This is a genomic window from Streptomyces sp. AM25 (assembly GCF_058146165.1).
Genome location: NZ_JBKIWN010000138.1, coordinates 18,925 through 45,801, shown reverse-complemented (window position 1 = coordinate 45,801; position 26,877 = coordinate 18,925). Strand labels below are relative to the sequence as shown.

Here is a 26,877-nt window from a genome sequence, read left to right as displayed (position 1 = left end):
TACGCATGCCCCATGACTGCATTGCTGCGCCCGGGCCCTCGTGATGCACTGACCGACGTGCCCGGTCTCCGCGTAGGACATGCCCAGTTGACCGGCGAGCGGGCCCTGAGCGGGACCACCGTCGTCCTCACCGAGCGGGGCGGCGCGGTCGCCGCCGTGGACGTCCGGGGCGGCGGGCCCGGGACGCGGGAGACGGACGCCCTCGACCCGCGCAACCTCGTCCAGCGCATCGAAGCGGTCGTCCTCACCGGCGGCAGCGCGTTCGGGCTGGAGGCGGCGTCCGGTGTGATGGCCTGGCTGGAGGAGGAGGGCCGGGGCGTGCAGGTGGGCCCGGACCCCGCCCAGGTGGTGCCGGTCGTCCCGGCCGCCGCCCTCTTCGACCTGGGCCGCGGCGGCGACTGGCGGGCCCGCCCGGACGCCGCCCTGGGCCGCCTGGCCGTCGAGGCCGCGGCGCGTACGGAGCCCGGGGCGCCGGTGGTACAGGGCAGCGTGGGAGCCGGCACCGGGGCGGTGGCCGGGGGCCTCAAAGGGGGCATCGGCACGGCGAGCGTGGTGCTGCCCTCGGGCGTGACGGTGGCCGCACTCGCCGCGGTCAACGCGGCCGGGGCGGTGGCCGATCCGCACACGGGCGTGCTGTACGGGCAGCTGTACGAGGGCAGTCGGGTCGCGTACCCGGAACCGGAGCGGCACGCGGCGGCGCAGCGCGCGCTGGACGCGGCGCGGCAGGAGTCGGCACGGCGCTGGGCGGGCTCCGTGCACCCGCCGCTCAACACCACGATCGCCGTGGTCGCGACGGACGCGGCCCTCACCCGCGCCCAGGCCCAGAAACTGGCCGGCACCGCCCACGACGGCCTGGCCCGCGCGGTGCGCCCGGTGCATCTGCTCACGGACGGCGACACGGTGTTCACCCTCGCGACGGGCGCTCACCCCCTGGCTGAGGACCAATCGCTGCCCAGCAGCGTGGACTTCGCGGCGGGACTCGTGAACGAGATCCTGGCGGCGGGGGCGGACGTCCTGACGCGGTGCGTCGTAAAAGCGGTGCGGGCCGCCGAGGGCGTCAACGGCCCCGGCGGGGTGTTCCCGTCGTACACGGAGCTGTACGGCTGACCGCCGCTGCTACGCCGTCGGGTGCGGGCCGCAGTACCGCGCCCCGTAAGGGGCGCGGGGAACTGCGCGACCAGCCACAGGCAACCCGCACCCGGCCTACTCGGCCACCTGCGCAGCAGCCCGGCGCCGCGGCAGCGCAAACATCAGCGCCAGCACAACCCCCAGCACCCCGGCAACCCACCACATGCCATGCCGGAACGCAGTGGCAAACGCCTCCCCCGTACGCCCAGCGGCCAGCGCCTTCGCGTCCAGCGCGTTGAAGAACACCACCGACACCAGCCCCAGCCCCACCGCATTGCCCAACTGCTGTGTCGTGCTGATGAGTCCGGACGCCGACCCGGCGTGCTCGCGCGGCACCTCGGAGAGGACCGCCTCGGTGAGCGGGGCGACGATCAGGCCCATGCCCAGGCCCATGACGATCAGCGGCGCAGCCATCTGCCACGGCTTGATGCCCGTCCCGTAGTGGCCGGCCTCCCAGATGTAGAGGAGGACGCCGGCCGCCATCGCCAGCGCACCGGTCTGCAGCACCTTGCGGCCGAAGCGCGGCACGAGCTTCTGGACGGACACGCCGGCCGCGACCGAGACGGCCAGCGAGAAGGGGATGCCGGTCAGGCCCGCGCGCAGCGGGCTCCAGCCGAGCCCGATCTGCATGTACAGCGTCCAGATCAGGAAGAAGATGCCGCAGGCCACACCGAAGGCGATCTCGACTCCGACGCCGGCGGCGAAGCTCTTGACGCGGAAGAGCGAGAGCTCGACGAGCGGGGAGCCGTCCTTGCGGGTCTTGTACCGCTCGTAGGCGACGAACCCGGCGAAGACGACCGCGCTGCCCGCCATGCAGAGGTGGCCCCACAGCGGCCAGCCCAGCTCGCGGCCCTGGGTCAGCGGGTAGAGCAGCATCAGCAGGCCGCCCGAGGCCAGCAGCACGCCCACCAGGTCGAGCTTGAGCGCCTTGGGGGCGCGGGACTCGGAGATGTAGCGGCGGCCGAGCAGCAGACCGGCGATGCCGACGGGCAGGTTGACCAGGAAGATCGGCCGCCACTCCAGGCCGAAGAGGTTCCACTGGGTGAGCAGCGCGCCCAGGATCGGGCCGGAGACGGCGCCGAGGCCGACGACGGCGCCGAACATGCCGAAGACCTTGCCGCGTTCGTGCGCCGGGAAGGTGGCGTGGACGATGGCCAGCACCTGCGGAACCATCAGGGCCGCCGTCGCGCCCTGCAACACCCGTGCCGCGACGAGGAGATGGGGGTCGCCGGCTATGCCGCACAGCATCGAGGCGAGCGTGAAACCGGTCATGCCGAGGAGGAACATCCGCCGCCGGCCGTAGATGTCCCCGAGCCGGCCGCCGGTGATCAGGCCGGCCGCGAAGGCGAGCGCGTAGCCCTCGGTGATCCACTGCAGGACGCTGAAGGAGGCGCCGATGTCCTTCTGGATGCTCGGCATGGCGATGTTGACGATGGTGACGTCGACCAGGTCCATGAAGGACGCGGTCATGACGACCGCGAGCGCCAGCCAGCGGCGGCGGTCGGCCGGGGCCTGCTGTGCGGCCTCAGCGGCCTCGGTGGCCGGCGGGTCGGTGGCGGTGACGGACACGCGTACTGCCTTTCGTGCTGATTTTCCGGGGGTGACCGAAAACCTAACCCGGGTGTAGGTCAGGTCGTGTCCTATTTCGCTGGCAGGCTGAGTGACATGACGGACACCCCGGCACGGCTGCTGACCCTGCTCTCGCTGCTCCAGACCCCGCGCGAATGGCCGGGCCGCGAGCTCGCCCAGCGGCTGGACGTCACCACGCGCACGATCCGCCGCGACGTCGAGCGCCTCCGCGACCTCGGCTATCCCGTCCAGGCGACGATGGGCGCCGACGGCGGGTACCGGCTGGCCGCCGGGGCCGCCATGCCGCCGCTCGTCCTCGACGACGAGGAGGCGGTGGCCATCGCGGTCGGGCTGCGCGCCGGGGCCGGGCACGCCGTCGACGGCATCGAGGAGGCCTCGGTGCGCGCGCTGGCCAAGCTGGAGCAGGTGCTTCCGTCGCGGCTGCGGCACCGGGTCGCCACGCTGCAGGCGGCCACCGTGCCGCTCGTGTGGGGCGCGGGGGACGGGGCGACCATCGATCCCCGGTCCCTGACCGTCATGGCGGCGGCCGCGACCGGTCACGAGCGGCTGCGCTTCGGCTACCGCAAGGGCGACGGCACCGGGACGAAGCGGCTGGTCGAGCCGCACCGGCTGGTGAGCACGGGGCGCCGGTGGTACCTGGTCGCGTACGACGTCGACCGCGAGGACTGGCGCACGTTCCGGGTGGACCGGATCAGCGAGCCCTTCGCGACGGGCGCGCGGTTCACCCCGCGGGAGCTGCCGGCGGCGGACGCGGCGGAGTACATGAGCCGCTCGATGTCCCGGTCCCAGCCGCGCTACCGGGTCGTGGCGGCCCTGCGCGCTCCGGCGGAGTTCGTGGCGGCCCGGATGCCGCAGTCGGTCGGCACTCCGGTGCCGACGGGCGAGGACAGCTGCCGGCTGGAGTTCGAGACGTCCGACTCGCTGGAGTGGATCGCCATGCGACTGGCCTTGATCGACTGCGAGTTCGAGGTGACCGAGCCGCGGGCCCTGGTGGACCACCTGCGGGAACTGGGCGCCCGGCTGGGCCGGGCGGCCGGCGCGTAGCCGCACCCCTCACGGGGACACGGGGACGAAAAAGGACCCCGACGCAGGGGGGGGAGGCGCCGGGGCCCGTCCTTGGGGTCGATTCCAGGCTATGCCGTTCAGGCCGCTGCGTCGAACCCTGTGTCGTGGGCCATCTTCTTCAGCTCCAGCAACGCGTGCTTCTCGATCTGCCGGATGCGCTCGCGCGTGAGGCCGTGCTGCTTCCCGACCTCGGTGAGCGTGCGCTCACGGCCGTCCTCGATGCCGTACCGCGCCTTGATGATCGACGCGGTGCGGTGGTCGAGACGGCCGATCAGGCCCTCCAGCTCCTCGCTGCGCAGCAGCGCGATCACGGACTGCTCCGGGGAGATGGCGGAGGTGTCCTCCAGCAGGTCGCCGAACTGGGTCTCGCCCTCGTCGTCCACCGACATGTTCAGGCTGACCGGGTCGCGCGCCCAGTCCAGGACGTCACCGACGCGCTCGGGCGTGGTGTCCAGCTCGGCGGCTATCTCCCCGTGCTCGGGGTCGCGGCCGTGCTCCCGGTTGAACTCGCGCTGCACCCGGCGGATCCGGCCGAGCTCCTCCACGAGGTGGACGGGGAGCCGGATCGTGCGGGACTGGTCGGCGATGGAGCGGGTGATGGCCTGGCGGATCCACCAGGTCGCGTACGTGGAGAACTTGAAGCCCTTGGTGTAGTCGAACTTCTCCACGGCGCGCACCAGGCCCGCGTTGCCCTCCTGGATGAGGTCGAGGAGGGGCAGGCCGCTGCGCGGGTAGCGCCGGGCCACGGCGACGACCAGGCGGAGGTTCGACTTGATGAAGACGTCCTTGGCGCGGGCCCCCTCGGCGGCTATCGCCTCGAGCTCCTCGCGCGAGGCGCCTGAGGCCCCGGCTCCTTCTTCCAGGCCGTCGAGGAGCTGCTGGGCGTACACGCCCGCCTCGATGGTCTGCGAGAGCTCGACCTCCTTGGCGGCGTCGAGCAGGGGCGTACGCGCGATCTCGTCGAGGTACATGCCGACCAGGTCGCGATCGGCGATCTCCCCGCCCGAGGCGCGAACACTGCTGGCCTCGTCGGCCCCCGGAGAGGCGGTCTTACGACGGGCGACGGCACGGGTTGCCATGCGTACTCCCTTGCGATGAGTGGGTCGCGGGGTGGAGACGGTGCCCCTGACGGGTAGCCGTCCGAAGGAAACAACGGCCGGAATCAGGACAGAATTCCCAGGGACGTCTTCTTTTTTGTGATCATGCAGTACCCTGTCCGGCCGCAAGGGGGACCACTGGGCGTCACCGTCGGGAAAACCGCAGGTCGGACGCGGACTCGGCCAGGGGTGAACCGGCGGGCGGCACTGCCCCTCGGCCCTCGGCGGGCTCCGGCCCCTGCCCCCGTAGACGCTGCGCACCGGCCGCCGGTTGCCCGGAGGGCACCCCGGACGGGCGGAGGGGCGCCGTGATCGATTTGCCGGGCCTGTGGGACGGGTGTGCGCTAGGGGGTGTCTGACCCACCGGACACACCCCCTGGGTCAGGAGCCAGCGAAGGGAGCCCGTCATGCCGGCACACGCCGTCCACGAGGGCCCGGGCCCGGTGGCCCGCCGCACGCATCTTCCCCAGACCCGCCGCACCGCGGAGACCGGCCACGCGGCCCGGTGGGAGTGGGCCGTCCCCGTCACCGGCGGCATCGCCCTGGGCCTCTACGCCGTCTTCATCTCCTCACAGAGCGGCGATTCCACGGGGCACGCCTGGCTGGTGGGCCTCGTCACCGCCCTGGTGTCCATCGCCGTCGGGCACGTCCTGCTCCGCGAACGGCACCGGATGATCGCCGAGGTGCGCGCCGGCGCCTTCGGCGCGTTCTTCGGCATCTGCATGGGGTTCCTCTGCAGCCTGTCCGGGGGCTCCGTGCTCCGGTCGTCGGCGATCGGACTCCCGCTGGGGCTGGGGATGGGCCTGGTCGCGTACTACGTCTTCTACATCCACGAGCACTGAGGCGTACGCCTCCGCGCTCACCCGAACTGGACGGACCGCTTCGCGAGCCCGCCCCAGAAGCCGTCGATCACGCTGCGCCCGCTGCCCAGTTCGTCCTCGGCCGCGCCGAGCGTGACGAAGAGGGGGGCGAAGTGCTCGGTGCGCGGGTGCGCGAGCGCGGCGGCGGGGGCGGCGTGCGCGAAGTCCAGCAGCGCGTCGACGTCCTGCGCCCGCAGGGCCTCGTCGCCCCACGCGTCGAACTCCGCCGACCACGCGGGCGGCTGCGGCCCGGCGTGCCGCAGGGCCGCCAGGTTGTGGGTGAAGAAGCCGCTGCCGGTGATCAGTACGCCCTCGTCGCGCAACGGCGCGAGCCTGCGGCCCAGTTGCAGCAGCTTCTGCGGGTCGAGCGTGGGCATCGAGAGCTGCAGCACGGGGATGTCGGCCTCGGGGAACATCTCGACGAGCGGGACGTACGCGCCGTGGTCCAGCCCCCGGTCCGGCAGGTCCTGGACGGGCGCGCCGGCGCCGCGCAGCATCTTGCGGACGCGGTCGGCCAGCGCGGGGGCGCCGGGGGCCGCGTACCGCACCCGGTAGTAGCGCTCGGGGAAGCCCCAGAAGTCGTGGACCAGCGGCACCGTCGTGGTCGCGCCCAGCGCGAGCGGGGCCTCCTCCCAGTGCGCCGAGATCATCAGGATGGCGGCGGGGCGGGGCAGCGTGGCGGACCAGTCCGCGAGCTGGCCGGTCCAGAGGGCGTCGTCGGCCAGCGGCGGGGCACCGTGCGAGAGATAGAGGGCGGGCATCCGCCCGGGGGTCTCCGACATGACACTCTCCCGGCTCACTGCTTGAATCCTCAAGCTCCATGAGGGATCTTACTCCTTGTTGATTGAAACTTCAAGGAACAAGGCGGTGTGCAGGAAGTGGAACAGTGGATGCCATGACCAACCAACCCGCATCGGACGACCTCGCGGAGGAGCCGCGCTGGCTGACCGAGGAAGAACAGGGCGCCTGGCGTGCGTACATGCACGCGACCCGGCTCCTGGAGGATCACCTCGACCGCCAGCTCCAGCGCGATGCCGAGATGCCGCACGTCTATTACGGACTGCTCGTCCAGCTCTCCGAGGCCCCGCGCCGCCGGATGCGGATGACCGAACTCGCCCAGCAGGCCAAGATCACCCGATCCCGGCTCTCGCACGCCGTCGCCCGCCTGGAGAAGAACGGCTGGGTACGCCGCGAGGAGTGCCCGTCCGACAAACGCGGCCAGCTGGCGGTCCTCACGGACGCGGGCTACTCGATGCTGAACCGCTCGGCGCCGGGCCATGTGGCCGCGGTGCGCGCGGCGGTCTTCGACCGGCTCACGCCGGAACAGGTCCAGCATTTCGGCGAGGTGTGCCGGGCGATCGCGACGGGCCTGGAGCCGGAGGGCGCGGACCTGCCCTGGCTGCGCTGACCCGCTGGGCACGCGCAAGGGCCCTTGCCGGAACCGGAGTTCCCGCAAGGGCCCTTGCATGTGCTGCGACGTTCAGTGCGCCATCACCGGGACCGCGTCCTCGGCCGCGGCATCGCCCGCACCGCCGGACGCGACGGTGGAACCCTCACTGCCGGGGCGGTGGTTGACGAAGGTCAGCGCGATCAGCGCGGACAGTGTGAGGATGCCGGCCGCCCACCAGATGGCGGTGGTGTAGCCGTGCACCGCCGACTGGAACTGCAGCAGCTTGGGATCGGCCGCTGCTGCGGGCGTCATGTGCGACTTGAGGTAGTCGGTGGTCGCACTGGCGGCGATCGTGTTCAGCAGGGCCGTACCGATCGCGCCGCCCACCTGCTGCGAGGTGTTGACCATCGCCGAGGCGACGCCCGCGTCCCGCGCCTGCACGCCGATCGTGGCGAGGCTCATGGCGGGCATGAAGGCGGTGCCCATGCCGAGGCCCATCAGCATCAGCGCGGGCAGGATGCCGGTGGCGTACGAGGTGTTGAGGTCGATCCGCGTGAGCAGCACCATGCCGAGGGCGGCGAGCAGGAAGCCCGGGCCCATCAGGAAGCGCGGCGGCACGCGGTTCATCAGCCGGGCGCCGACCTGGGTCGAGCCGGTGATCATCGTGGCGATCATCGGGAGGAAGGACAGGCCCGTCTTGACCGGGCTGTAGCCCCGGGTGACCTGCAGGTAGTAGGTCAGGAAGAGGAACAGGCCGAACATGGCGATGGCGGCGAGGCCGAGCGCGGCGTAGACGCCGCCGCGGTTGCGGTCGGTGACCACGCGCAGCGGCAGCAGCGGCGCCTTCACTCTGGACTCCACGGCCACGAAGGCGCCCAGCAGCACGACGGCCGCGACGAAGAAGGCGATCGTGGCGCCGGCCGTCCAGCCGTCGCTCTCCGCGCGGGTGAAGCCGTACACGAGCGAGACGAGACCGAGGGTGGCCAGGATGACGCCCGGGACGTCCAGGCGGGAGGAGTTGCGGCTGCCCGCGGGCTCGCGGATGACGGCTATCGCACCGGTCGCGGCGACGATGGCGAAGGGGATGTTCACGAAGAACGTCCAGCGCCAGTTCATGTACTCGGTGAACACGCCGCCGAGGATGAGGCCGACGGCGCCGCCGCCACCGGCGATGGCACCGAAGATGCCGAACGCCTTGGCGCGCTCCTTGGCCTCGGTGAACGTCACGGCGAGCAGCGACAGGGCGGCCGGCGCCAGCAGCGCACCGAAGACGCCCTGCAGGGCGCGGGCGCCCATCAGCATGGGCGTGTTCACCGCGGCGCCGCCGATCGCCGAGGCGGCGGCGAAGCCTATGAGGCCGGTGACGAACGTGCGCTTGCGGCCCCACATGTCGGACACCCGGCCGCCGAACAGCAGCAGCCCGCCGAAGGCGAGGGCGTAGGCGGTGATGACCCACTGCCGGTTCCCGTCCGAGATGCCGAGGTCGGTCTGGGCGGAGGGCAGGGCGATGTTCACGATGGTCGCGTCGAGGACGACCATCAGCTGGGCGAGGGCGATGAAGACGAGCGCTTTCCAGCGCCGGGGATCCGGGTGGGGGGCGGTGTGTGACATGGAAGGGGCCTATCTGGCGTGGCGGGGTGCGAAAACTCGGGAGGGTCGGGGCGGTTGGAGGCCCGTTGGAAGAACGATGGCACGAGGCACTGACAACGGCCCGGGCAACGGCCCGGCGTGCGGCCTCACTTCTGGCGGAGGTCCTCCAACGTGACGGCGTCTCCCGGGAGCTGGGAGCGGGCGGGGGCCATCAGCCCGTCCAGGAAGATCTGCAGGTGCCGGTGCACGAACTGGTCGAAGTGCATGCAGCCGGTCCCCGGCAGGGGCCTGGTGAGCTGGGTGATGGCCACCATCAGATCGCCGACGGAGATGTCGGCGCGCAGCTGACCGGCCGCGCGGCCGGCCGCCATGAGCGCCTCGATCCCCTGGTCGAGCCGCTCGCGCGCCGCGACGTGCTCGACATGGCTCTTGTCGACACCCTCGGCGAGCAGCGGGCAGAGCGCCCCGATCCGCTCGTCCGCCGCGGCGTGGACGAAGCGCCTCAGCGCCAGGAAGGCATCGGGCTCCTCGGCTCGCGCCGCCTCGGCGCGGTCCGCGAGGCGGGCCATGACCGAGAGGGTGACGTGGTGGATCAGCTCGCGGCGGTCCGCGAAGTGCCGGTACAGCGTGGCATTGCCGACGCCCGCGCGTCGAGCGATTTCGTCGAGCGAGGATTCGGCTCCGTGCTCGACGAGCGCCTCGCGGGCGGCCGAGATGATCCGCTCGCGGTTGCGCAGGGCGTCGGCGCGGAGGCGGGGCTGCGAGGCGGCGACCACGGCGGCTTCTCCTTGGGGTGGGGGGTATCCGGGGATCAGCTCCCCGTTTGACAGGAACGCTCACTTAAACGGGGGGAGGTTCCCCGGATATTTCGGCGTGGCCGGGTGAGCCGCCTCACATGACACTCCGTGCCGTCCCGTGCCGCCGCCGTCACGCGTCTGCCGCAGTCCGGGGAGCGCACCGGCCCGGCACGGCACAGGGTGAGGAACATGAAGACCCTGGTCGTCACGGTCCTGGCGGTGACGGTGCTGGCGCTCACGTCCCCCGTGCCGTCCGAGGCGGACCCGTACACACCGGACACCGCAGGCGCCCCCGCGGCGGACCGGGCCGGCCGGCGCCCGTCCGGACCCTGCGCCCTCCGCACGGTCACCCAGAACGTCTCCGAGGGCGCCCGCACCCCGTACGGCTACGCGCGCTCCAGCGGAACCGTGCGGGCGGTCACCCTCTTCATCGACTTCCCCGACGCGCGGGCCAGGATCACCCCGAAGGAGCGCTACGCGGAGTTCTTCCCGGCCGTCGCCGACTACTTCCGCCGCAGCTCGTACGGGCGCCTCGACTACCGCTCGACCCCGTTCCTGCACTGGATCCGCATGGCGCACCCGTACCGCTGGTACGGCATCACCCGCGGCTCGGCCTTCGACCCGAACCACGACGACGGCTACCACGCGATCTCCAAGGAGATCCTCGCGGCCGTCGACGACCGGGTCGACTTCTCCCGCTACGACCTGGTCAACGTCCTGGCCGCCCCCAATGCCGGGCCGCCCGCCGTGCAGGACGTCCGCTCGGTGACCTTCGCCGGCGCCGCCACGGGCCTGGAGACGTACGACGGCACGCCGTTCCGGAACGTCTCCTTCATCTGGAGCCGGCAGACCGGCGACAGCCCGTACCGCGTCCTCACCCACGAGAACGCCCACAGCTTCGGCCTCCCCGACCTCTACACCGCCGGCCACAGCCGGGCGGTCCGCACGCCCGTGGGCCACTGGGACCCCATGGACGAGGACTGGGGCCCCTCCAACGACTTCCTCGCCTGGCACAAGTGGAAGCTGGGCTGGCTGGCCCCGCGCGAGGTCCACTGCCTCGACCGCCCGGGCACCCGGACCGTCACCCTCACCCCGACCTCCCGCCGCGGCGGCGCCAAGCTCGCCGTCATCCCCCTCTCCCCCACCCGCGCGATCACCCTGGAGGCCCGCGCCCCCGGCCCCCTCGACCACACGGTCTGCCGCCCCGGCGTCCTGGTCACCACGGTGGCCTCGGACCTCCCCTCCGGCACGGGCCCGGTCCGCGCCTCCGACGCCACCCCCGGCAGCGCGGGCTGCTACACCACGGACCCCAACGTGAGCGCCCCCCTCTCGGACGCCCCCTACCTCGCGGGCCAGCGGTGCACGGCCCCCGGCGTCACGATCGACGTCCTGCGCCAGGAGCGCGACGGCAGCTGGCGGGTGAGGGTGAGGCAGCGGGACTGAGCCGCGGCGGCCCATCGCCCTGCCGACCTGCCGCCCGGCCTGGCCCACCCGCTACACTGACGGCTGCCCCGCCTCCGTAGCTCAGGGGATAGAGCACCGCTCTCCTAAAGCGGGTGTCGGCAGTTCGAATCTGCCCGGGGGCACACGACGAAGGGCCAGTCCGGAGGCATGATCTCCCTGGACTGGCCCTTCGGCATGATCGCGGCTGTGCCACACCCGTGCCAGATGCCTTGCTAGGTGGGTTCCACGTCGCCCCGCGTCTTACGGATCGCTGCACCAAGCCGGTTGGCAATCTCCCGGTCACGGCCGTTGACCATGTGCTGATAGATCAGCGCGGCCCGCGGCGTACTGTGCCCCATCCTCGTCATCAGCTCACGCAGACTGGCGCCAGAGGCAGCAAGAGTGTTCCCGGTGTGCCGAAGGTCGTGGAAGTGGACGGCAGTCGGGACGCCCGCCTTGGTCCGCGCAGTGATCCAGTCGTCGCGGAAGTTGCTCCGCCGCAGCTGTCCGCCCCGGGGACCAAGGAACAAGTGCGCGTCCTTGCCTGAGCCGGCGAAGCGGTCGAGGTGGCGTTTCACGTCCGGCAGGAGCTCGGCCGGAAAGGCCACCGGACGGACCCCGGCACGGGACTTGGGCGCCTTGTCGACGAGCGCTCCTGTCTGCATCTCCGCCTGAGAACGCCGGACACTCAGCCCGGCATTCACGGTGTCGACGTCCCGGCACCGGAGGGAGGCCAGCTCCCCAAAGCGGAGCCCGGTGAAGGCGGCGAGGAGTACGAGCAGCCGGTAGCGCGGGATGATCGCGTCGGCGATGGCGAACACCTCCTCAACGGTGAGGACGGGCCGTTCGGGCACCTCGTACTGGTCGGCACCCTTGATCCGACAGGGGTTCCGCCGGATCAGCTCATCGTCAACGGCCGTGTTCATGATGGCTCGCATGATCTGGTACGCCTTGACCACGGTCGGTTCCCCAACGCCCGCGGAGAGCAGAGCCGTCCGCCAGGACCGGACCTGACGCGTCGTGACCGAGGACAGCGACCGCATGTCGAAGGTGGGCAGCAGGTACAGCCGGATCACCGCCTCGTGCCGCTCACGGGTGCGGGCCGCAAGTTTGCGGTCCTTGAGCCACCCGATGGCGTACGTGCCGAACTGCTCCTTGCCCACGTCCGGATCAGCCCACTGACCGCGGGTGATGTCCGCCTCAATGTGGGTCAGTGCTACCTCCGCGTCCGTCTTGGTGGCGTACGTCTCCTCAGCGCCGCGCAACTGGCCAGTACCGGGGTCGCGGTACCGAGCCTGCCAGCGGCCGGACTTGAGCTGACGGACGGACCCGAACCGGCGGCGCCTGCCCTGCTTGTTCGACATCAGGCAGCCCTCACGTACGAAGAGCGCCGGAGCGTGACCGGCTCCACGGTGTGGGCGGCGACGAAGTCCTTCAGAACGCTCTCGGGGATGCGCACGTGCCGACCCACCTTCACGAAGGTGATCCGGCGTTCTTCGATGAGCCTCCGGGGGAAACGCACAGTCGTGCCGAGCACCTCGGCAGCCTGCTGCACGGTGAGGAGTCGGTCCATGGGTCACCACCTTTCTAGGTCGTCGTTGTTCGCCATGGCTTCGCGGGCGGTTTCGCGGTTGGTGCGGATACCGGCGGCGATGGTGGCGGCGAGGGTGGATTCGCCGGGGGTGTGGCCGTGTCCGGCGTACTGCCAGTCGGCGAGGACGAGCACGGTGTCCGGTTCGTGGTCCTCCAGGCCGAGGGCTTCGCGTTCCTGGGTGGCGCGGTAGTCGGCGCGTGCCTGGCGGAGGGCGCCGAGCGTGACCGAGTAGCGGCGGGATTTGGTGGAGAAGTGGCCGCGGAAACCGAGCATGTGCGCCCACGCCCACAGGCGCCGTTCCGGGTACAGCTCGTCGAGGTCACGGCAGGCGGTGATCAGTCGGCGGGCGTGGTCGGGGACGCCGTGGCGGTCGAGTTCGGCGAGTTCGCCGATGCGCCGGTCGAGGGTTCCGGTGTTCTCGGCTGCCTTGGTGGCGTACTTGGCGACGTAGGAGGCAACGGCCTGTTCGGTGATCTCGGAGCCGTCGCCGAACGCCGCGATGGGGCGGACGTCGAGCTGGGTGCCCCAACGGAACGTGCGGGCAGGCTGGTTACCGGAGGCCGGGACAGACACCGAGGTGTACGGGTGCTGACTGGCGGCGCGGATCGCGTCGGTGAGCAGGTCGACGCTCGCCCAAGACGGCGGCGCGGTGTCGGGCCCGTCGGGTCCGTCGAGGCGGATGACGGCGTGGAAGTGGATGGCACCGCGTTTTTGGAACTCGGCGACCTTGGCGTAGGACAGGCGGGCGGTGTCGGCGAGGGTGCGTTGGGTGATCCCGGCACGCTTGGCGATCTCGCGGCGGAGCCGGTTGGTGAAGCGCTGCCACAACTGGCCCGCGTGGTTGTTGAAGAGCACCGCGCCCGCGTAGTCGTACGTCTCCGGGTCGAGAGCAGTGCCGAGGGCTGGATCGTCCGGGGTGTGCTGGGTGCCGCAGCGGCAGGCGCCGCGGTCGGGCCGGTTGTGGACGGGGCCGAAGGACGGGGCGGTCAGGGTGGCGAAGACGCGGGGGCAGTCGCGGACGGTGGCGGGGATGTCGCGGCGGTCGTCTCCGGCGAGCCCGGCACGGATCAGGTGGTAGGTGTCTGCGGCGTAGGTCCAGGCGCAGGAGGGGCAGCGGGAGGCGCGGCGGTTGCCGCAGGCGATCCGCAGCCGGCCGCCGGGTTCGTTCTGCGTGGTGTAGCGGTGGAGCGCTTCTCCGGTGGTCTTGTCCCGGGTTACGGTCCAGCCGGTGAGGTGGACGGGGTCGGCACATCCGCCGGTTCGGCGGATCTGCTCGTGCCATCGGTGGTAGTCGGGGGCGGAGGCCACCCTCAGCAGATCGCCGAGGGTGACCGGGTCCAGCCCCGCGAAGACCGCGGGACCGGCCATCAATGCCCCCGGCTCTTGTCCGGGCAGGTCTTGCCGTGGTCGTTCCAGCTCTTGACCAGTCCCTGGACCTGTCCTGCTCCGGTGGCTTCGGCCTTCTTGCCGCAGCGGCAGGCGTAGGAGGCGCGCGGGGTGTCGCCGCGGTCTTCGGGAACGTGGTTGGTGAGCTCCATTCCGCTGGCGCTGGACGGGTATTCGGGCGAGCGCTCGTCACCGGCGGGGGCGTAGATGTGCAGGCCGGGGTTGTCGCGGGTGGGCTTGCGCATGGTCACCGTTCCTCCTTCCTGGGGTGGGTGTCGAGCCAGCGTTCGGCGCAGACCTTGTGGACGGGTTTTCCGCGGTCGGAGCGCAGGGGTGTGGGCTTGCCACAGCACACGCAGGGCTTGTCGCCGGAGCGGTCGTAGTGCTTCGCGTCGCGCCAGTCGAGGAGGGTCACCGGGTCACCTCCTGGTGTTCGCGCGGGGTGGCGGTGATGGCTTCGACGAGCGCGGAGAGGAGGACTTCGGCGACGGGCGGGGTGACAGCGTTGCCGTACTGGCGGACCTTCTCGCGCTTGGTGCCCAGGACGCGGTAGGTGTCGGCGAAGGCCATGGCCCGGCCGATCTCGCCCGGTTCCAGCATCCGGAACCGCATCTGTTCGACCGTGACGGACGTGCCGGTGATCAGGGCGTAGCGGTCGCGGGTCGAGAGGGTGCCGATGGGCTCGGCGACGCGGCGGGCGGTGCCGTTGCCGTAGTACGGGACCAGAAGGGCCGCATCCTCGGGCGTGAAGCCGGGGCCGATGGCCAGGCCGTGGTGGTTGCCGGAGGCCGTGACCGTGGTCAGTGCTTCGGTGACGGGGCGGGTGCGTTCCTTGTCGCCTCCGCCGCGGAGCGGGATGAGGTAGGGCAGCCAGGCGAGGCCGGTTTCGTTGCGGGCGGTCTGCGTCCGCATCGGAGCGGTGGCGGGGGCGGCCTGCTTGCCGTCGCGGCCTTCCACCGGGACCAGCAGCGCGGGCGCCTGCGGGACCGGGTACTTGGCCAGTCCGGCGCGGATGCGGTCAACGGTGGCCGCAGCGAGAGGCTTGGTGCGGTCGCCGATGCGCTCCGCGGGCAACATCCAGTCGATGACCGCGGCAGCCGGCTGCGCCTCGGGCTCAAGGACCGTGTTCCGGCAGGAGACGCGGGGGCAGCGGTAGAGATACTGCTGCCGGTAACGGCCCATGTCCCGGCGGGGGTTCTTGAACGCCTGCACCGCGGAGACGGTCTCCTCGCAGACCGGGCACCAGGCCCGGGGCCGCAGCCACTTGTCCCACTCCGGGGTACGGCCCAGGCTGCGACGCCAGTAGGCGAGGTAGAGCCGGTCACGGGACTGCGGTGCCCACGCGGTGGTGACCGGGCAGGCGTGCATGGAATTCAGCGCGATCAACCGGGTGTCGTAGCCGAGATTGCGGATCTCCGTGCGCCAGCTCTGCCACAGGTCCCACGCGCGGACGTCGATGACGTTCTCGACCACTCCGGCCAGGACCGGTCGGCCGCGGCGCAGGGTGCTGTCCAGGTAGCGGGGCACGTCCCACATCAGGGCACGGGAACGGTCGGCCGCAGCATCGGGCAGGGTCTCGCCGAAGAGATCGGGCTGCTTGTCGAAGTCCCGGTGCCTGCCGCGGGCGTTGGACCACTGCGGGCACTCCGGCGAGGCCCAGAACAGATCCGCGGCCGGGAAGCGGGCGACGTCCGCGTCGTGCAGATCACCGGTGAAGTGCTCCGCGTCGGGGAAGTTCGCCGCATGCGAAGTGATCGCCCGCTCCCAGTGGTTCGCGGCAAGCACCGGCTGCACACCGGGGACCGCGGCAGCACCGGAGGAGGAACCGCCTGCGCCGCAGAAGAAGTCGATGTAGGTCAGCACGGCGCACCTGCCTTGCTGCGGATCGGAGCGGAAGGGCGCCGGGACTGGGTGCCGGTGCCGTGACAGGCCGGGCAGTGTGCGGTGATGGTGCGCAGGTGGCCGTGGGTGTCGCGTCCGCCGAGGGTGATGGCGACGGAGGCGAAACCGTTGCAGTCCGGGCAAGGGCGTAAGCGGGCGTGGATGTGCTGGGGCATGATGGAGCTCTGCCTTTCGGGTCCGTTGGATCTGGAAGAGGTGGGACCGTCCGGGGCGGCGGAAGTTTGGCGACCGAGGCCGCCCCGGAGGGTGTTACTTGGTGCGACCGGCGCGCGTGCGTCCGGCATTGAAGACGCGCTTGTCCTTGCGCGTGGCAGTGCCGTCGTTGATCCTCTCGGCTGCTTCCTTCCGCAGCCGCGCGCCTTCGCGCTTGGCCTGCTGAAGCTCCCGGTCCTGCTGGACGGGGTCTGCGGCGGGACGCTTGCTGAAGATGCCCATATCAGTGACCTTTCTGGTTGTTGAGGAGAGCGCGGACGACGAGCGCGCACACCGCGACCGAGGCGGCGGTGATGGCGACCGCGAGGAGCATCGAGACCAGGACAGCCCCGACGACCAGGACCACGGCGGTGCCGCCGCCGATGACGGCGAGCAGGGCGCCGGGGGTGAGCTGCACCGTGGGCCGGGACGGCACCGGGGCCACCGGCGCGGGCACCGGAACAGGGGTGTGCTGTTCGACAACGGCCGGCTCGGCGACGCGGGGCGGGGCGACCATGCCTGTCGGCATGGGGTTGGTCGGGATCTTCGGCTGAAGCACAGCGGTTACTCCCTTCCGGGGCGGGTTACTTGACGACGGTCCCGATGGCCGGGGCGACGAGGCTGTGGGCGAGGAGGTAGCCGCCCAGGAGGAGCACGGCCACGAGCCAGGCGGGCGGGCGGACGAGCTTGATGCCGAGGTAGCCGACGACGACCAGGGCGAGCCAGAGCGGGACAGTCACGGCGGGGCCTCTTCCGTCAGTCGGTCAGGCGGCAGTGGTGAGTGCGGGCGGCGAGCTGGGCGGCGGCCTGGCTGGAGTAGTCGGCGGACCAGCCGCACTGGTCGTTGGTGCACACCGCGGTGTGCTTGGTGCGGCCGTTCCGGTCGCGGTGCGTGCCGATCTGCACCGGGCCGATCCGCAACAGCGAGTGGAAGTAGTCACGAGCAGTCATGACAGGTGAACCCTCCTTTCGGATCAGGTGAGTTGGGCGGCGATCGCGTCGGCCATCGGGGCCGGAACTCCGAGGCGGGCGCGCAGGGTCTCGGTGTCGATCCGGGTGCCGGTACGGGCGTGATGGTCGTCGGCGACCTTGCGGGCATGAGCGACCAGCCCGGCAGACACCGCAGGCGCCGTGTCCGCGGCAGGCAAGGCCGGGGCATCCTCAGTGGTGACGCTGATCGGCTCAGGCTCCAGGGCGGCATCCGGCTCGACGGCATCCACTTCGGGGGCCGGGGCTGCGGGCGCCGCCGGAGCAGTCACCTGGTCCCCGGCCGGGTCCGGGGTGTGGGTCAGGAGAGTGCCGCCGAGGAAGGCGAGGGCGGGCCATCCAGCGACGCCGAACCGCAGCCACGCCGGAGGGTGCGCCAGATCGAGGAACCCGGCCGTGGCCACATTGGCTCCGAGCGAGGCCACCAAGGCGATCAGGAACCAGCACCACGCCAGCCGCGAGGTACCGCCCGCCCGCAGGAGTCGCCACGCGGCGACCAAGAGCAGGTCGACGCTTACCGGATAGGCCCAGGCCTTCCAGCCGGACTGCCCGGCAGCGGCGGCAAGGTCGTGCAGGTGGGCGAAGGACAAGGCGCCAGCAATGACGGCTTGGACGAGGACGGCGTCCAGTCGGATCGTGCGGCTCATGTCTTCACCTCCTTCGCATCGCGGGGTTGGGACCGGGCCGGGGCGGTCGCGAGACACCGGCCGCCCCGGCCCGGCGGCGGTTCAGCCGGTGGGCGCTTGGCCCGTGCCAAGGCAGGCCAGGCACAAAGCGGCCTGCCGGTCGGCGGTCTCCCGGCCTGTGCGGGCGCGGCCGACGCGGACGGACTCGGTGATCTCGCCGGTGCCCTTGCAGTCCGGGCACTTCTTCGCCCGGGGCGTGCGGGCAGTGGTCTTCCGCGGGGTCACAGCGCTCACCGGACCTGGATGTAGCGGCAGTGAATGACCTTGCCGCCGTGCAGATCCGGACGCTTGCGGGCGATTTCCGCCAGGGCTTCCCGGGCCAGGTATTCGGGTCCGGCTTCGTCTTCGGCAAACGAATCGCCGTCGAAGGTGTAGATCCCTATGCTCGTCAGGATGGCGATCTCGAACTTCCAGTGCTTCATGTCTGCCTCCTTGTCGCGTCAATGAGTTGAGGGGTAGCCGTGCCCGTCGGGCGGGTACATCCCGCGCTCCCGGACATCGATCTCGGCGAGAGTGGCCGCGTAGAGGACGGCGGCGAATTCCGGGTCATGGTCCGGATCACACGTGTACTCACTGACGTGATAGGTCAGGTGGAAATACCGGTGCTCATCCGCTGTCTGCGGGTCACGGTCGTGTGACATGGCGGTCACCGGCCCTCGCGGGGGTAACCGTGGCCCTTCGGCGGGTACGTACCGGCGATCTCGGCGCGGATCTGTGCCTTCATCGAGCCGTAGATCGTGGCGGCGAACTCTTCCTCGGACGAGTCGTGCTCCGCATAGTCGTAGAGATCCTGCGCGGACTGCAACAGGCGGTGGCTGCGCGCTCCGTCGTCCTTCTGCTGGCGGTTGAACATGGTCTTCCTCCTTGATCGGTTCGGTTTCGGGCATGGAATGGGTAGGGACCTGGCGCGACACGGTCACGCCGACCGATGGAGCAAGGTGGGTCAGACCGAGGCCGGAACGTTCTCGACTGCCGGGGCCGGCTCCTTGGCCGGTTGAGGCAGCACGGGCCGGAAGCAGGCGAGTTCGGGCAGGTCCGGGGTCAGGCTCGCGTGCCGGTTGCAGACGTTCACGGCCTGGCGCAGCGAGGTGTGCGGGGCGCGGATGCGGGCCCAACCGCCGGTTGCATCAGCGGCGATGGCGATGCCGGGGGTGTCGGCGGGGATCTGGATGGCGGCGAGGACAGCGTCCGGGGCGATGTCGCCGAAGGCCATCTTGGCGCTTGATTCGTCGTTGACCCGGTGTGCGGTCCGCCCGGTCAGCTGGGCACGCAGCATCGTGATGCCCTTGCCGAGTTCGGAGCCGAAGCGCTGTCCGCAGATCTCCAGGTAGATCCCGGCGGCGCGGCCGAGCTGGACGAGGCGGACCATTGCGGTGATGATCCGGTCCCGGCGCTTTTCCTCCTCCTTATTGCCTGAGTTCCGCAGTTAGCTGTGTCGGCTAGGACACGAAAAGGTGGGTTGACCTGTGGAAATGCCTGTGAGCACGCCGGGGAGGCGTGTCACTAGGCGTGGGGGTAGTGCCTGGTCAGCGGCCTGCGGTCAGGTCGATGATCTTCTTGGGCGGGGTGACGTTCAGAGCGGTGAAGATGTCGCGTTGGGGCTTGGTGAGGTCGGTGGCCTGGCGGAAGGTGCCGGCCGGGCCGGTGTAGCTGACGGCGTGCAGGCGGTTCAGTTCCTTGCGGAGGCGGTTCCAGGTCTGTCCGGTGGAGGTCTCGGCGACGCGGATCAGCAGCAGGGCGAGCCAGCACAGGACGACGTGGGCGCGTATGCGGTCCTCGCGCCGGTGGTAGACGGGTCGGAGGTCGATGATCTGCTTCATGTCCCTCCAGCCTCGTTCCACCTCAAGAAGTTGCTTGTATCCCAGAGCGATGTCCTCGGCGCTCAGCTTGGGGTCGGAGGAGCGCAGGAGGTACTTCCCGTCGAGCCGTTCCTCGGCGGCGATCTTCTTCTTGTCGATGCGCAACAGTCCGCCGGGGGTCTGCCTCAGGAACCGCTTCAGTCCCGGCTTGGTCGACAACGACCCGGCCAGCCGGTCGCGTTCGGGGCGGGGCAGCTTGTCGGTGTCGGTGATGGCCTCTTCGAGTCGGGTGAGAAGCTGGGTGCGGATCGCGGCGTCGCGGGTGGCCTGTTCGGGGTTGAAGCAGATGACGAAGCGGTCGTCGGAGCCGATGTTGACCTCTTTGACCTGCATGTTGTCGCGCACGGTCGCATAGCGGCCCTGGCGGGACAGGGCGGCTTGGACTTCGGGGCTGTCGGTGCGGAGCTTCTCTCCGATGATGTATCCGCCGCCGCCTCGCATGAGGGCGCGACGGTTCTCGGCGGAGGAGAAGCCCCGGTCGGCGACCCACACGACGCGCGAGAGCGTCCATTCGCGCAGTTCCTCGCGGACCTGGCGGATCAGTGCCTGGTCGCCGGTGCTGCCGGGCCAGGACCACACGCGCACGGGGATGCCCTCGCGGGTGACGGCCATGCCGACGACGACCTGGGGCAGGTCGTCGCGGGAGTCCTTGGACTTCCCGTGGACGCGAAACCCTCTCTCCTTGTCGGCGGTCGAGGGATCGGCGTCCTCGGGCAGGCGTCGGCCGTGGCTGTCACGGGCGACCGCCTCGTCGGCGTCCTCGGTCTCGAAGTAGGTGGAGGTGGTGTCGAAGAACAGCAGGTCCACCTCCAGGTTGAGGAGGTCGGTGAGCTGGAAGTACGCCTCCTTGGCCAGGGCCGGCTCGATGGTCAGCAGGTAGTCCATGGCCCGGTAGCAGGCGTCGTCGGTGATCGTGTCGAGGCCCTCGATGTGGACGTCGTCGGTGATCCACTCGGTGGCGGCGAGCTTGCTGGAGGCGGCCAGGGCGCGGTTGGCTGCCAGCGCGAACAACACCCGTTCCACGCGTGGGTCCGGGCGCCGGCCTTCGAGTTGGCGGCGGATCACCGCGTCGAGTCCGAGCCGGTGCCACAGCCCGTCCAGGGCATGGGTGCCGCCCAGCGGGCGCGAGCCGGTCAGCGACAGGTCGCCCGGCGTGGTGGCGGCCAGGGCCTCGGCGGGGTCGAGGAGCCGCGTCAGTGCGGCGACCAGGCGCTTGATGGCCTCGCGGTCGACCTCGTTCTCCCGGCCGAAGGAGTGCAGCACCTTCGTACGTGAGCGCCCGGCGTCCGCGTCCCACTCGTTGTGGGCCAGCTGCAGATACCGCACCGTCTGCCCGCTCTTGTTCCGACGAGACGAAGCCTTCACATACATGCCACTAGACACTACACCTATTCAACCAGGCCAAATCCACTCTGATCGCACATTCGTGTCACTAGGAGTTTCCGGCCCCCGCCGCTAGACGCAACCCGCTGACCTGCAATGATCCCGAATCTTTCCCCTCGGAACCTCGATTAGCTGCGGAACCCGGGTATTGGCGAACAGGGCAAGTTCGGCGACCTCATCGACCAGGATCACGACCGGAGTGGGGCGCAGCTCTGGGGGCAGGTCCCAGATGTCAGCGGCGATCTCCGCATCTGGCACGTCAGCCGCAATGCGCTGTTCAGTACGGATCAGTTGATAGATGCCCTCCATGCGGGAGACCAGCACGTCAAGGAGGTCTGCCGCGGTGTCGGGATTGTCGGCCAGCGCGGAGAACCGGCGGGCCAGCGGGAAGAGCTCAACCCCCTGCTTGCAGTCGATACCGACCAAGGCAACGTCCCGCGGGGCGAGTTCGGCCACAAGGTTACGCTGATAGACGGACTTGCCGGACTCCGTGGCACCGAGGGTGAGTGCGTGAGGAACAGCGCGGTAATCGCGGTAGTGCACCGCGCCGTCCTCGCGCAGAGCGACCGGGATGCGCATCGGCGCGCAGTCGACCTTGGCGGGCATCTGCACCCGCTTGAGCACGTCGTAGCCGGTCATCCGCACTTCCACGACGCCCGAGCGCACCTCACGGGAGGTCACTCCGTACATCGCGAAGGAGTGACGCAGCCGGTCAGTAGCGGCAGAGACATCGAAGGCGTCCTGCCCGGGCTGGAGTTTGAGCCGTAAGACCAGTCCGGTCCGCGTGGGACGCATCCGCAGGATGCGCGGAGCCCGCGATTCAGGAACGGGACGGTTCGCGACCCGGGCCAGAGCCAGACGCCAGCGCGACGGCGGGACGGTCAGCCGGCACGCGTCCATCACCGAGCTGTACCGGACCAGGACCCGCAGCACGGCGAGAGTGACCCCGAAGGTCAGCCAGTACCAGGCGGGGCACCGCCACCGCAGCAGACCCGCGACGGCGACAACCACCAGCACCGCGACCGTTAACCCAGTCACGGTCAGGCTGCCTTCGGCTTCGAGGCACCGGCGGCGAGCGAGGTCACAGCCACCGCACGGAAGCTGATCCCGTGCCGCTTCTGGCCGTTGAACTCGTTCTCCCACGGCCGGGCAACCAACCCGGTCACAGCCACCAGGGTCCCCATCCCGAGATCACCCGAGATGCCGGTCTCCGGGACGGTCACGGACAGGATCTCCACCTCACCGTTGGCCGCGAACATCACGTCCACGGTCGACAGCGGGGCACCCGTCTCAACATCCATCGCACGCTCACCGGTACGACGGTCCTTGACCTTGGACTGCGGAGGCTGCGCCACCATCACGGTGGCCGCGGAAGTGTCTACAGGGATCTGACGCATGAGAGGGGACTCCCTTCTCGACGCCCCCGGACGTGCAAGCCGCTCGGGAGCGAACCTGTCGGGTGGAACAGTTCGAAGGTAGTCGCAGAAAAACTGTGGGTCAATAGAAAAACTGTGGGTGGTAGGAAATGTGCTCTTCTGGGATCCTGGAGGTGCCGCAAAGGAGGCGAGAATGGGGCAATTCGGTTTGTTTGTCCGCTTCACCCTCAAGGAAGGTGGAGCAACAGGCTTCGACGCCCTGGTCCGAGAGACCACGGCCGCCATCCAGGCGAAGGAGTCAAGAACTCTGATCTACGCCTGCAACGAGGTTGAGGGTGCACCAGACCAGCGCGTGTTCTTCGAGCTGTACGCCGACCACGCAGCGTTCGAAGAGCACGAACGCCAGCCGCACACACAGCACTTCCTGGGAGAGCGAACGAAGTTTGTGGTCGCCACCGAGGTGGACCGACTGTCACCGTACGCGGGAAAGATCTCGGCGGAGGTTGATCAGTGACTGACCCCGACCGTGCAGCAACTGGGCGCCGCATCTCGGGACTACGACGCCAACGCGGCATGAGCCAACGGGAGCTAGCCGCCGCCATGGGGCGGTCTGAGAGCTGGGTTTCTCAGGTCGAGCGCGGCGTCCAGCCGCTGGAACGGCTACCTGTACGCCAAACCCTGGCGGATGTACTCGGCGTAGCGCAGCACGACATTTGGCCCGAGATAGCGGCCGTTCCTGAGGCCGACGACCAGCCAAAGAGCAATGATCTCGACGGCGTGAGAGTCGTTCTCAGCGGACACCCAGCGCTCGGCAGTCTTTTCGATCAAACGCAGCCAGAGGCCATGCCGGCTGTCGCAGACTTGCGGGCACAGGTCGACGAGGTCTGGCAACTCGCTCATGCATCCAGCTACGCAGAACTCACCGAGCTGCTGTCTACCTTGTTGCCGGAGGTTGAGAGGGCAGTCCGACACGCCCCCATGACCGCCCAAGCGGAACTGCACGCACTCCGCGCACGGATCTACCAAGCCGCCGCGGCAAGCTTCGCGCGCCAAGACGAGGCTGATGCCGCCTGGGTCGCCGCAGATCGAGCATTGCAAGCCGCAGAACTCGCCGGGCAGCCTTTGGAAGTCGTAGCCGGCCTCTTCCGCATGGCTCACGCGTTCATTCGCCAGAGGCGGACCGATCAAGCCACGCACGCTGCCTCGTCGGCCGTTGGTGTCCTTACACCGCGGTGCGAAGCACCAGATGCTCCACTCGAAGAGTTGTCTCTCCTAGGGGCAATGCACTTGGTGCTCTCCGTCATCAACGCCCAAGACAGCAACCGGGCGGCGACGCACGAGCACATCCAGGAAGCGCGGAAGATCGCGAAGCGTCTGGGTGGGGATCGGAATGACTTCGACACCGAGTTTGGCCCAACTAACGTCGAGTTGCACGCAGTAAGCACAGCGATTGATCTTGGAGACGCAGGGTTTGCACTAGACCTTGCAGCCAAGATCGATGCATCGTCACTCTCTGCGGAGCGCCAATCGCGGTTCCTGGTTGACGTGGCACGAGCACATGCGCAACGACGTCACGTCGGCGAGGCGGTATCCGCGCTGATCAAAGCGGAAGAGCTCACGCAAGAACACATCCGCGCCCACCACCTAGTCCGTGAAGTAGTACAAGAGTTGGTGCAGCTCTCGGGCAACCGCGTTCCTGAGCAGCTCGCCAGGCTAGCCGAACGAACGGGCGTCCTGTGATCCCTCAGGCTGTACCCCTGCACCCCATGCCAATGGTCGGGGCAGCCGTCCAGGACGACGGGCGTGTTCCGGCGGTCCAGCGAGCAGGCAACAGGAGGCTCGCCGCTGGGTAACTCACCTGGGACAGCTGTACTCTGACCCGCATGGTGACCCCAGGTGGCGGGCAAAAGGTGCTCCCGAGTAAGCGCATCGCCAATGACCTGCGGGGCCAGATCTTGGACGGGATCCTTGGGCCGGGCCAGAAGCTTCCCTCCGAACGGATGCTTGCTCAGCAGTACGGCACCGCTCGTAACACAGCACGCGAAGCCATCCGTCTTCTCTCTGAACAGGGACTCGTGATCGCCGAGCATGGCCGGGGAGTCTTTGTCTCTATGGATAGCAACCGGATCAGCACCCGGTCCACGCTCCTTCACTCCGTCTCGGTGGCAGGGGCTGTGGTCCGGGACGATGGCCGCATGCTGGTGGTACAGCGAGCGGACAACAAAGCGTGGGAGCCTCCGGGTGGCGTACTAGAGATCCACGAAGCCCCCGAGGCAGGCGTCCGTCGCGAAGCCTACGAAGAGACTGGGATCACGGTCGAAGTTCAGCAACTGACCGGGGTGTACAAGAACACTTCCGCCGGAGTGCTCGCCCTGGTCTTTCGCTGCAAGCCCTCCGGGGGTAGCGAGCGCACGTCCAGCGAGTCCATCGCGGTGGGCTGGCTCACGCCAGAAGAGGTGAGCGAGCGGATGTCCGAGGTCTTCGCGATCCGCCTTCTCGATGCCCTAGATGGCAACGGCCCTCACGTACGGAGCCACGATGGCAAGCGCTTGATCCTGGCGCGGTAGAACTTTCCCTACTTCATCAAGGCACCCGGCTGCGCTCCGCTTCGCCGGGCGCGCTTTCGGCTCCGGTCGCGCTGCCGCTCCTGCCTTCGGCCCGCTCCGCGCGCCTGCGCCGACACGCGCCCTGGTTACGGCACGGCCGGAGCCTGGGGAGGAAGAGCCGGCCACGGGATGGGCCGGGCGGCTCTGCGGCTTTACCCACCTCCCCGGTCCGGGTCCCGCGTCGGGCAAGACCAGGGGGCCACTCGGACACATTGCGGGCAGGGGAGAAGCCTGCCCGAGTTGCCAGCAAGCGTACGGCCCCCTGGCCATGCCCGACCCCAGACCGGGCAGGACACCGGCCAAACCCGCAGAGCCGCCCTCACGCCGTCGCGTATTTCGGAAGCACGCTGGCTAGGAGGGGAGGTGGGCGGTGCCGGGCCGGTTCGCGTACCGCAGCAACCGCAGAGTCGAGCGCCGTACTCACGCCGTCGCACATGCACGAGCGTGAGGAGATCGCACCGCCCGGTCTAGGCTGAGGGGGAGCCAGCTGCTACCGCGCTGTGGCTAAGCCCGTCAGGGGCGCTCCGCTCAGCTCGCCACCATCGTGGCAGACCGCCCGGCCGCACGTGGTGAGTCGTGCCACATCCGTGCCAGATCGAGCAGGGAACAGCGGGGAATCGCGGCACACAGCGGCTCAAGCTCCAGCCCGATCCCTGCCCAGTGAATGCGCAGGTCAGCCGTACTGATCCCCTGCCGCTCTCCTAAAGCGGGTGTCGGCAGTTCGAATCTGCCCGGGGGCACCGGCGCCGTCGGCGCGAAGGCCCAGGCCGGAAATTCTTCCGTCCTGGGCCTTCTCCGTTCCACCGGTCCGGTTCCCGCCGGCAGCCGCTTCAACTCTCCCCAGCAGCAACACACTTCACGTCCATCCCCACTTGCACTCCCAACCCACCCCGTGGTTAATGGTGTCCACTCAGTCACGGGACATCGGGCCCAGGCCCCGGGGGGACGGACGGCACGTGCAGACGACAGATCCGACGGGCGGGCCGCAAGGTGCCCCGCAGAGTGCCCCGCAGGCCGCCCCGCCCATGCCTTCGCTGCCCCCGCGGCCCGTCCGCAGTATCGATCTGCGGGTCAGCAAGCGGCTGCTGTGGGTGGACAGCGCCGCGTATCCCCTGCAGAACATCGCGCGGGTGTACACGTTCACGCTGCACCCCAAGCGCAAGGAAGCCGTCGCCAACTTCCTGAAGAACGCCGGGATCACGCTCTCCGTGGCGATCGCCCTGACCGTCCTCGGCGGCATGGCGTCCTTCGCGAGCCGGAACGCGGGCGGCGGGATCCTCGTCTTCGTCTGGGTCGGCGCCATCGCGACGTTGATCTACTTCTGCGCGGTCCTGCTGTCGGTCCTGACGGCCCAGTCGCACTACGTGCTGGCCGTCGAGACGGCGGGCCCGTCGACGGCGGTGGTCACCAGTGACAACCCGCAGCACCTGAACCAGCTCGTCGGCTACATCGCCCACGCGATCGAGAACCCCGAGACCGAGTTCCAGGTGAAGGTGGACAGCATCACGATCAGCCCGAAGAATTACTACTTCGGCGACAACGTCAACATGTACGGCGGCAACGGCAACGTGGGAATGGCGAGTTGATGAGCGGCGACACCTTCTACTTCGGCGACAGCGTCACCATGCACGGCGGCACGGGCAACACCGGCATCGTCAAGAACCAGGCGCCGGCCGCCGATCCGTCGGCCGCGTCCCCCGCTCTCCAGGCGGCGGTCCAGGAGCTCCTGCAGCTGGTGGACGGGCTCCGTGACAGGCTCCCGGCCGCGAGTGCCCAGGCACTGGACGACTCCCTGCCGGGCGTCACCGCCGACGCCGGTGCGCAGCCGCAGGAGCGGCACCGTGCCCTGCTGGCCGTCGCGGGCATCGCCGCCACCGTCGGCACGGTCGGGCAGCCGGTCCTCGAGGCGGTCAACAGAATCCTGGACCTGCTGGGCACGCAGTAGC

35 protein-coding genes, 2 tRNA genes and 3 pseudogenes are annotated in these 26,877 nt (G+C 69.8%); 14 read left to right on the top strand and 26 right to left on the bottom strand.

Going from position 1 to position 26,877, the window contains the following annotated elements:
- The first annotated feature begins 12 nt into the window (after positions 1-12).
- Complete coding sequence (locus ACLHRZ_RS39975) at positions 13-1,107, top strand: P1 family peptidase (RefSeq protein ID WP_490423521.1); 1,095 nt, start codon at positions 13-15, stop codon at positions 1,105-1,107.
- 96 nt (positions 1,108-1,203) lie between these two features.
- Here ACLHRZ_RS39975 and ACLHRZ_RS39970 read toward each other — a convergent pair whose 3' ends face one another.
- Positions 1,204-2,697 carry an MFS transporter gene (locus tag ACLHRZ_RS39970; protein WP_490423520.1) on the bottom strand — a complete coding sequence of 498 codons (1,494 nt, stop codon included), beginning with the start codon at positions 2,695-2,697 and terminating at the stop codon, positions 1,204-1,206.
- Between the two features lie 96 nt (positions 2,698-2,793).
- Here ACLHRZ_RS39970 and ACLHRZ_RS39965 point away from each other — a divergent pair, with 96 nt between their 5' ends.
- Positions 2,794-3,762, top strand: coding sequence for a helix-turn-helix transcriptional regulator (locus ACLHRZ_RS39965; protein WP_490423519.1), 969 nt, complete (start codon positions 2,794-2,796; stop codon positions 3,760-3,762).
- Positions 3,763-3,860: 98 nt separating this feature from the next.
- Here the strand turns inward: ACLHRZ_RS39965 and ACLHRZ_RS39960 are convergent, their stop codons facing one another.
- The gene (locus ACLHRZ_RS39960; protein WP_490423518.1) at positions 3,861-4,862 is read right to left on the bottom strand and encodes a sigma-70 family RNA polymerase sigma factor; all 1,002 of its coding nucleotides are present in this window, start codon (positions 4,860-4,862) and stop codon (positions 3,861-3,863) included.
- A 425-nt stretch (positions 4,863-5,287) separates the two neighbouring features.
- Here ACLHRZ_RS39960 and ACLHRZ_RS39955 point away from each other — a divergent pair, with 425 nt between their 5' ends.
- A complete protein-coding gene (locus tag ACLHRZ_RS39955) occupies positions 5,288-5,722 on the top strand; it encodes a hypothetical protein (protein ID WP_490423517.1) in 435 nt (144 codons plus the stop codon).
- A 17-nt stretch (positions 5,723-5,739) separates the two neighbouring features.
- On the opposite strand, the gene ACLHRZ_RS39950 is transcribed toward ACLHRZ_RS39955, so the two are convergent.
- On the bottom strand, positions 5,740-6,522 hold the full coding sequence (locus tag ACLHRZ_RS39950) for a dioxygenase family protein (protein ID WP_490423516.1): 783 nt from the start codon (positions 6,520-6,522) through the stop codon (positions 5,740-5,742).
- 113 nt (positions 6,523-6,635) lie between these two features.
- On the opposite strand from ACLHRZ_RS39950, the gene ACLHRZ_RS39945 reads away from it, so the two are divergent.
- Positions 6,636-7,148, top strand: coding sequence for a MarR family winged helix-turn-helix transcriptional regulator (locus ACLHRZ_RS39945; RefSeq protein WP_490423515.1), 513 nt, complete (start codon positions 6,636-6,638; stop codon positions 7,146-7,148).
- 72 nt (positions 7,149-7,220) lie between these two features.
- Here the strand turns inward: ACLHRZ_RS39945 and ACLHRZ_RS39940 are convergent, their stop codons facing one another.
- Both ACLHRZ_RS39940 and ACLHRZ_RS39935 read right to left on the bottom strand, forming a co-directional pair.
- Positions 7,221-8,741 carry an MFS transporter gene (locus tag ACLHRZ_RS39940; protein WP_490423514.1) on the bottom strand — a complete coding sequence of 507 codons (1,521 nt, stop codon included), beginning with the start codon at positions 8,739-8,741 and terminating at the stop codon, positions 7,221-7,223.
- A 125-nt stretch (positions 8,742-8,866) separates the two neighbouring features.
- On the bottom strand, positions 8,867-9,496 hold the full coding sequence (locus ACLHRZ_RS39935; RefSeq protein WP_490423513.1) for a TetR/AcrR family transcriptional regulator: 630 nt from the start codon (positions 9,494-9,496) through the stop codon (positions 8,867-8,869).
- 210 nt (positions 9,497-9,706) lie between these two features.
- Between ACLHRZ_RS39935 and ACLHRZ_RS39930 the strand changes: the two genes are divergently transcribed.
- Positions 9,707-10,960 carry a M6 family metalloprotease domain-containing protein gene (locus tag ACLHRZ_RS39930; RefSeq protein ID WP_490423512.1) on the top strand — a complete coding sequence of 418 codons (1,254 nt, stop codon included), beginning with the start codon at positions 9,707-9,709 and terminating at the stop codon, positions 10,958-10,960.
- 70 nt (positions 10,961-11,030) lie between these two features.
- Positions 11,031-11,103 (top strand) — tRNA-Arg (locus ACLHRZ_RS39925).
- Positions 11,104-11,193: 90 nt separating this feature from the next.
- On the opposite strand, the gene ACLHRZ_RS39920 is transcribed toward ACLHRZ_RS39925, so the two are convergent.
- From ACLHRZ_RS39920 to ACLHRZ_RS39825, 20 genes and pseudogenes are all read right to left on the bottom strand, one after another.
- Positions 11,194-12,324: a tyrosine-type recombinase/integrase gene (locus tag ACLHRZ_RS39920; protein WP_490423511.1), complete on the bottom strand. Its 1,131-nt coding sequence runs from the start codon at positions 12,322-12,324 to the stop codon at positions 11,194-11,196.
- A complete protein-coding gene (locus ACLHRZ_RS39915) occupies positions 12,324-12,533 on the bottom strand; it encodes an excisionase family DNA-binding protein (RefSeq protein WP_490423510.1) in 210 nt (69 codons plus the stop codon). Before ACLHRZ_RS39915 ends, ACLHRZ_RS39920 begins: the two co-directional genes overlap by 1 nt.
- A gap of 3 nt (positions 12,534-12,536) precedes the next feature.
- Positions 12,537-13,922 carry a replication initiator protein RepSA gene (repSA, locus tag ACLHRZ_RS39910; RefSeq protein ID WP_490423509.1) on the bottom strand — a complete coding sequence of 462 codons (1,386 nt, stop codon included), beginning with the start codon at positions 13,920-13,922 and terminating at the stop codon, positions 12,537-12,539.
- Entirely contained in the window at positions 13,922-14,185 is a 264-nt protein-coding gene (locus ACLHRZ_RS39905) for a hypothetical protein (RefSeq protein ID WP_490423508.1), read from the bottom strand. The genes repSA and ACLHRZ_RS39905 overlap by 1 nt, the downstream gene beginning before the upstream one ends.
- A gap of 2 nt (positions 14,186-14,187) precedes the next feature.
- Entirely contained in the window at positions 14,188-14,355 is a 168-nt protein-coding gene (locus ACLHRZ_RS39900; protein WP_490423507.1) for a hypothetical protein, read from the bottom strand.
- A complete protein-coding gene (locus tag ACLHRZ_RS39895; RefSeq protein WP_490423506.1) occupies positions 14,352-15,803 on the bottom strand; it encodes a DNA cytosine methyltransferase in 1,452 nt (483 codons plus the stop codon). Before ACLHRZ_RS39895 ends, ACLHRZ_RS39900 begins: the two co-directional genes overlap by 4 nt.
- Positions 15,797-15,997 (bottom strand): hypothetical protein, encoded by a 201-nt coding sequence (locus ACLHRZ_RS39890; RefSeq protein WP_490423505.1) that lies wholly within the window; start codon positions 15,995-15,997, stop codon positions 15,797-15,799. The genes ACLHRZ_RS39895 and ACLHRZ_RS39890 overlap by 7 nt, the downstream gene beginning before the upstream one ends.
- A gap of 94 nt (positions 15,998-16,091) precedes the next feature.
- Positions 16,092-16,277, bottom strand: a complete 186-nt coding sequence (locus ACLHRZ_RS39885; RefSeq protein ID WP_490423504.1) for a hypothetical protein — start codon at positions 16,275-16,277, stop codon at positions 16,092-16,094.
- A gap of 1 nt (position 16,278) precedes the next feature.
- Positions 16,279-16,593 (bottom strand): SpdD-like protein, encoded by a 315-nt coding sequence (locus ACLHRZ_RS39880; protein ID WP_490423503.1) that lies wholly within the window; start codon positions 16,591-16,593, stop codon positions 16,279-16,281.
- A gap of 25 nt (positions 16,594-16,618) precedes the next feature.
- A complete protein-coding gene (locus tag ACLHRZ_RS39875) occupies positions 16,619-16,774 on the bottom strand; it encodes a hypothetical protein (protein WP_490423502.1) in 156 nt (51 codons plus the stop codon).
- Between the two features lie 16 nt (positions 16,775-16,790).
- Positions 16,791-16,985: a mobile element transfer protein gene (locus tag ACLHRZ_RS39870; protein WP_490423501.1), complete on the bottom strand. Its 195-nt coding sequence runs from the start codon at positions 16,983-16,985 to the stop codon at positions 16,791-16,793.
- A 23-nt stretch (positions 16,986-17,008) separates the two neighbouring features.
- Positions 17,009-17,668 carry a DUF2637 domain-containing protein gene (locus ACLHRZ_RS39865; protein WP_490423500.1) on the bottom strand — a complete coding sequence of 220 codons (660 nt, stop codon included), beginning with the start codon at positions 17,666-17,668 and terminating at the stop codon, positions 17,009-17,011.
- Between the two features lie 81 nt (positions 17,669-17,749).
- Positions 17,750-17,941: a hypothetical protein gene (locus ACLHRZ_RS39860; protein ID WP_490423499.1), complete on the bottom strand. Its 192-nt coding sequence runs from the start codon at positions 17,939-17,941 to the stop codon at positions 17,750-17,752.
- On the bottom strand, positions 17,938-18,129 hold the full coding sequence (locus tag ACLHRZ_RS39855; protein WP_490423498.1) for a hypothetical protein: 192 nt from the start codon (positions 18,127-18,129) through the stop codon (positions 17,938-17,940). The genes ACLHRZ_RS39860 and ACLHRZ_RS39855 overlap by 4 nt, the downstream gene beginning before the upstream one ends.
- Before the next feature lie 18 nt (positions 18,130-18,147).
- Positions 18,148-18,348 carry a hypothetical protein gene (locus ACLHRZ_RS39850; RefSeq protein ID WP_490423497.1) on the bottom strand — a complete coding sequence of 67 codons (201 nt, stop codon included), beginning with the start codon at positions 18,346-18,348 and terminating at the stop codon, positions 18,148-18,150.
- A 5-nt stretch (positions 18,349-18,353) separates the two neighbouring features.
- Positions 18,354-18,560 carry a hypothetical protein gene (locus tag ACLHRZ_RS39845; protein WP_490423496.1) on the bottom strand — a complete coding sequence of 69 codons (207 nt, stop codon included), beginning with the start codon at positions 18,558-18,560 and terminating at the stop codon, positions 18,354-18,356.
- A gap of 90 nt (positions 18,561-18,650) precedes the next feature.
- Positions 18,651-19,118 (bottom strand): annotated as a pseudogene (locus ACLHRZ_RS39840) (plasmid transfer protein); the annotation flags it as partial.
- A gap of 115 nt (positions 19,119-19,233) precedes the next feature.
- Positions 19,234-20,937, bottom strand: coding sequence for an IS1634 family transposase (locus tag ACLHRZ_RS39835; protein ID WP_490423495.1), 1,704 nt, complete (start codon positions 20,935-20,937; stop codon positions 19,234-19,236).
- 84 nt (positions 20,938-21,021) lie between these two features.
- Entirely contained in the window at positions 21,022-21,987 is a 966-nt protein-coding gene (locus ACLHRZ_RS39830; RefSeq protein WP_490423494.1) for an FtsK/SpoIIIE domain-containing protein, read from the bottom strand.
- A 2-nt stretch (positions 21,988-21,989) separates the two neighbouring features.
- Positions 21,990-22,346, bottom strand: coding sequence for an SCO3933 family regulatory protein (locus tag ACLHRZ_RS39825; protein WP_490423493.1), 357 nt, complete (start codon positions 22,344-22,346; stop codon positions 21,990-21,992).
- A 172-nt stretch (positions 22,347-22,518) separates the two neighbouring features.
- Here ACLHRZ_RS39825 and ACLHRZ_RS39820 point away from each other — a divergent pair, with 172 nt between their 5' ends.
- Both ACLHRZ_RS39820 and ACLHRZ_RS39815 read left to right on the top strand, forming a co-directional pair.
- Entirely contained in the window at positions 22,519-22,839 is a 321-nt protein-coding gene (locus ACLHRZ_RS39820; RefSeq protein ID WP_490423492.1) for a putative quinol monooxygenase, read from the top strand.
- Between the two features lie 59 nt (positions 22,840-22,898).
- Positions 22,899-22,973: pseudogene (locus ACLHRZ_RS39815) on the top strand (hypothetical protein); the annotation flags it as partial.
- Positions 22,974-22,985: 12 nt separating this feature from the next.
- On the opposite strand, the gene ACLHRZ_RS39810 reads toward ACLHRZ_RS39815, so the two are convergent.
- Positions 22,986-23,513, bottom strand: coding sequence for a hypothetical protein (locus tag ACLHRZ_RS39810; RefSeq protein WP_490423663.1), 528 nt, complete (start codon positions 23,511-23,513; stop codon positions 22,986-22,988).
- 93 nt (positions 23,514-23,606) lie between these two features.
- Here ACLHRZ_RS39810 and ACLHRZ_RS39805 point away from each other — a divergent pair, with 93 nt between their 5' ends.
- From ACLHRZ_RS39805 to ACLHRZ_RS39780, 6 genes and pseudogenes are all read left to right on the top strand, one after another.
- On the top strand, positions 23,607-24,065 hold the full coding sequence (locus ACLHRZ_RS39805) for a transcriptional regulator (RefSeq protein ID WP_490423662.1): 459 nt from the start codon (positions 23,607-23,609) through the stop codon (positions 24,063-24,065).
- Positions 24,066-24,208: 143 nt separating this feature from the next.
- Positions 24,209-24,421: pseudogene (locus tag ACLHRZ_RS39800) on the top strand (GntR family transcriptional regulator); the annotation flags it as partial.
- A gap of 15 nt (positions 24,422-24,436) precedes the next feature.
- Complete coding sequence (locus tag ACLHRZ_RS39795) at positions 24,437-24,892, top strand: NUDIX hydrolase (RefSeq protein WP_490423652.1); 456 nt, start codon at positions 24,437-24,439, stop codon at positions 24,890-24,892.
- Positions 24,893-25,586: 694 nt separating this feature from the next.
- Positions 25,587-25,671, top strand: a tRNA-Ser gene (locus ACLHRZ_RS39790).
- Positions 25,672-25,887: 216 nt separating this feature from the next.
- Positions 25,888-26,517: a DUF6232 family protein gene (locus ACLHRZ_RS39785; RefSeq protein ID WP_490423491.1), complete on the top strand. Its 630-nt coding sequence runs from the start codon at positions 25,888-25,890 to the stop codon at positions 26,515-26,517.
- Positions 26,517-26,876 (top strand): hypothetical protein, encoded by a 360-nt coding sequence (locus tag ACLHRZ_RS39780; RefSeq protein WP_490423490.1) that lies wholly within the window; start codon positions 26,517-26,519, stop codon positions 26,874-26,876. The genes ACLHRZ_RS39785 and ACLHRZ_RS39780 overlap by 1 nt, the downstream gene beginning before the upstream one ends.
- Position 26,877 lies beyond the last annotated feature (1 nt).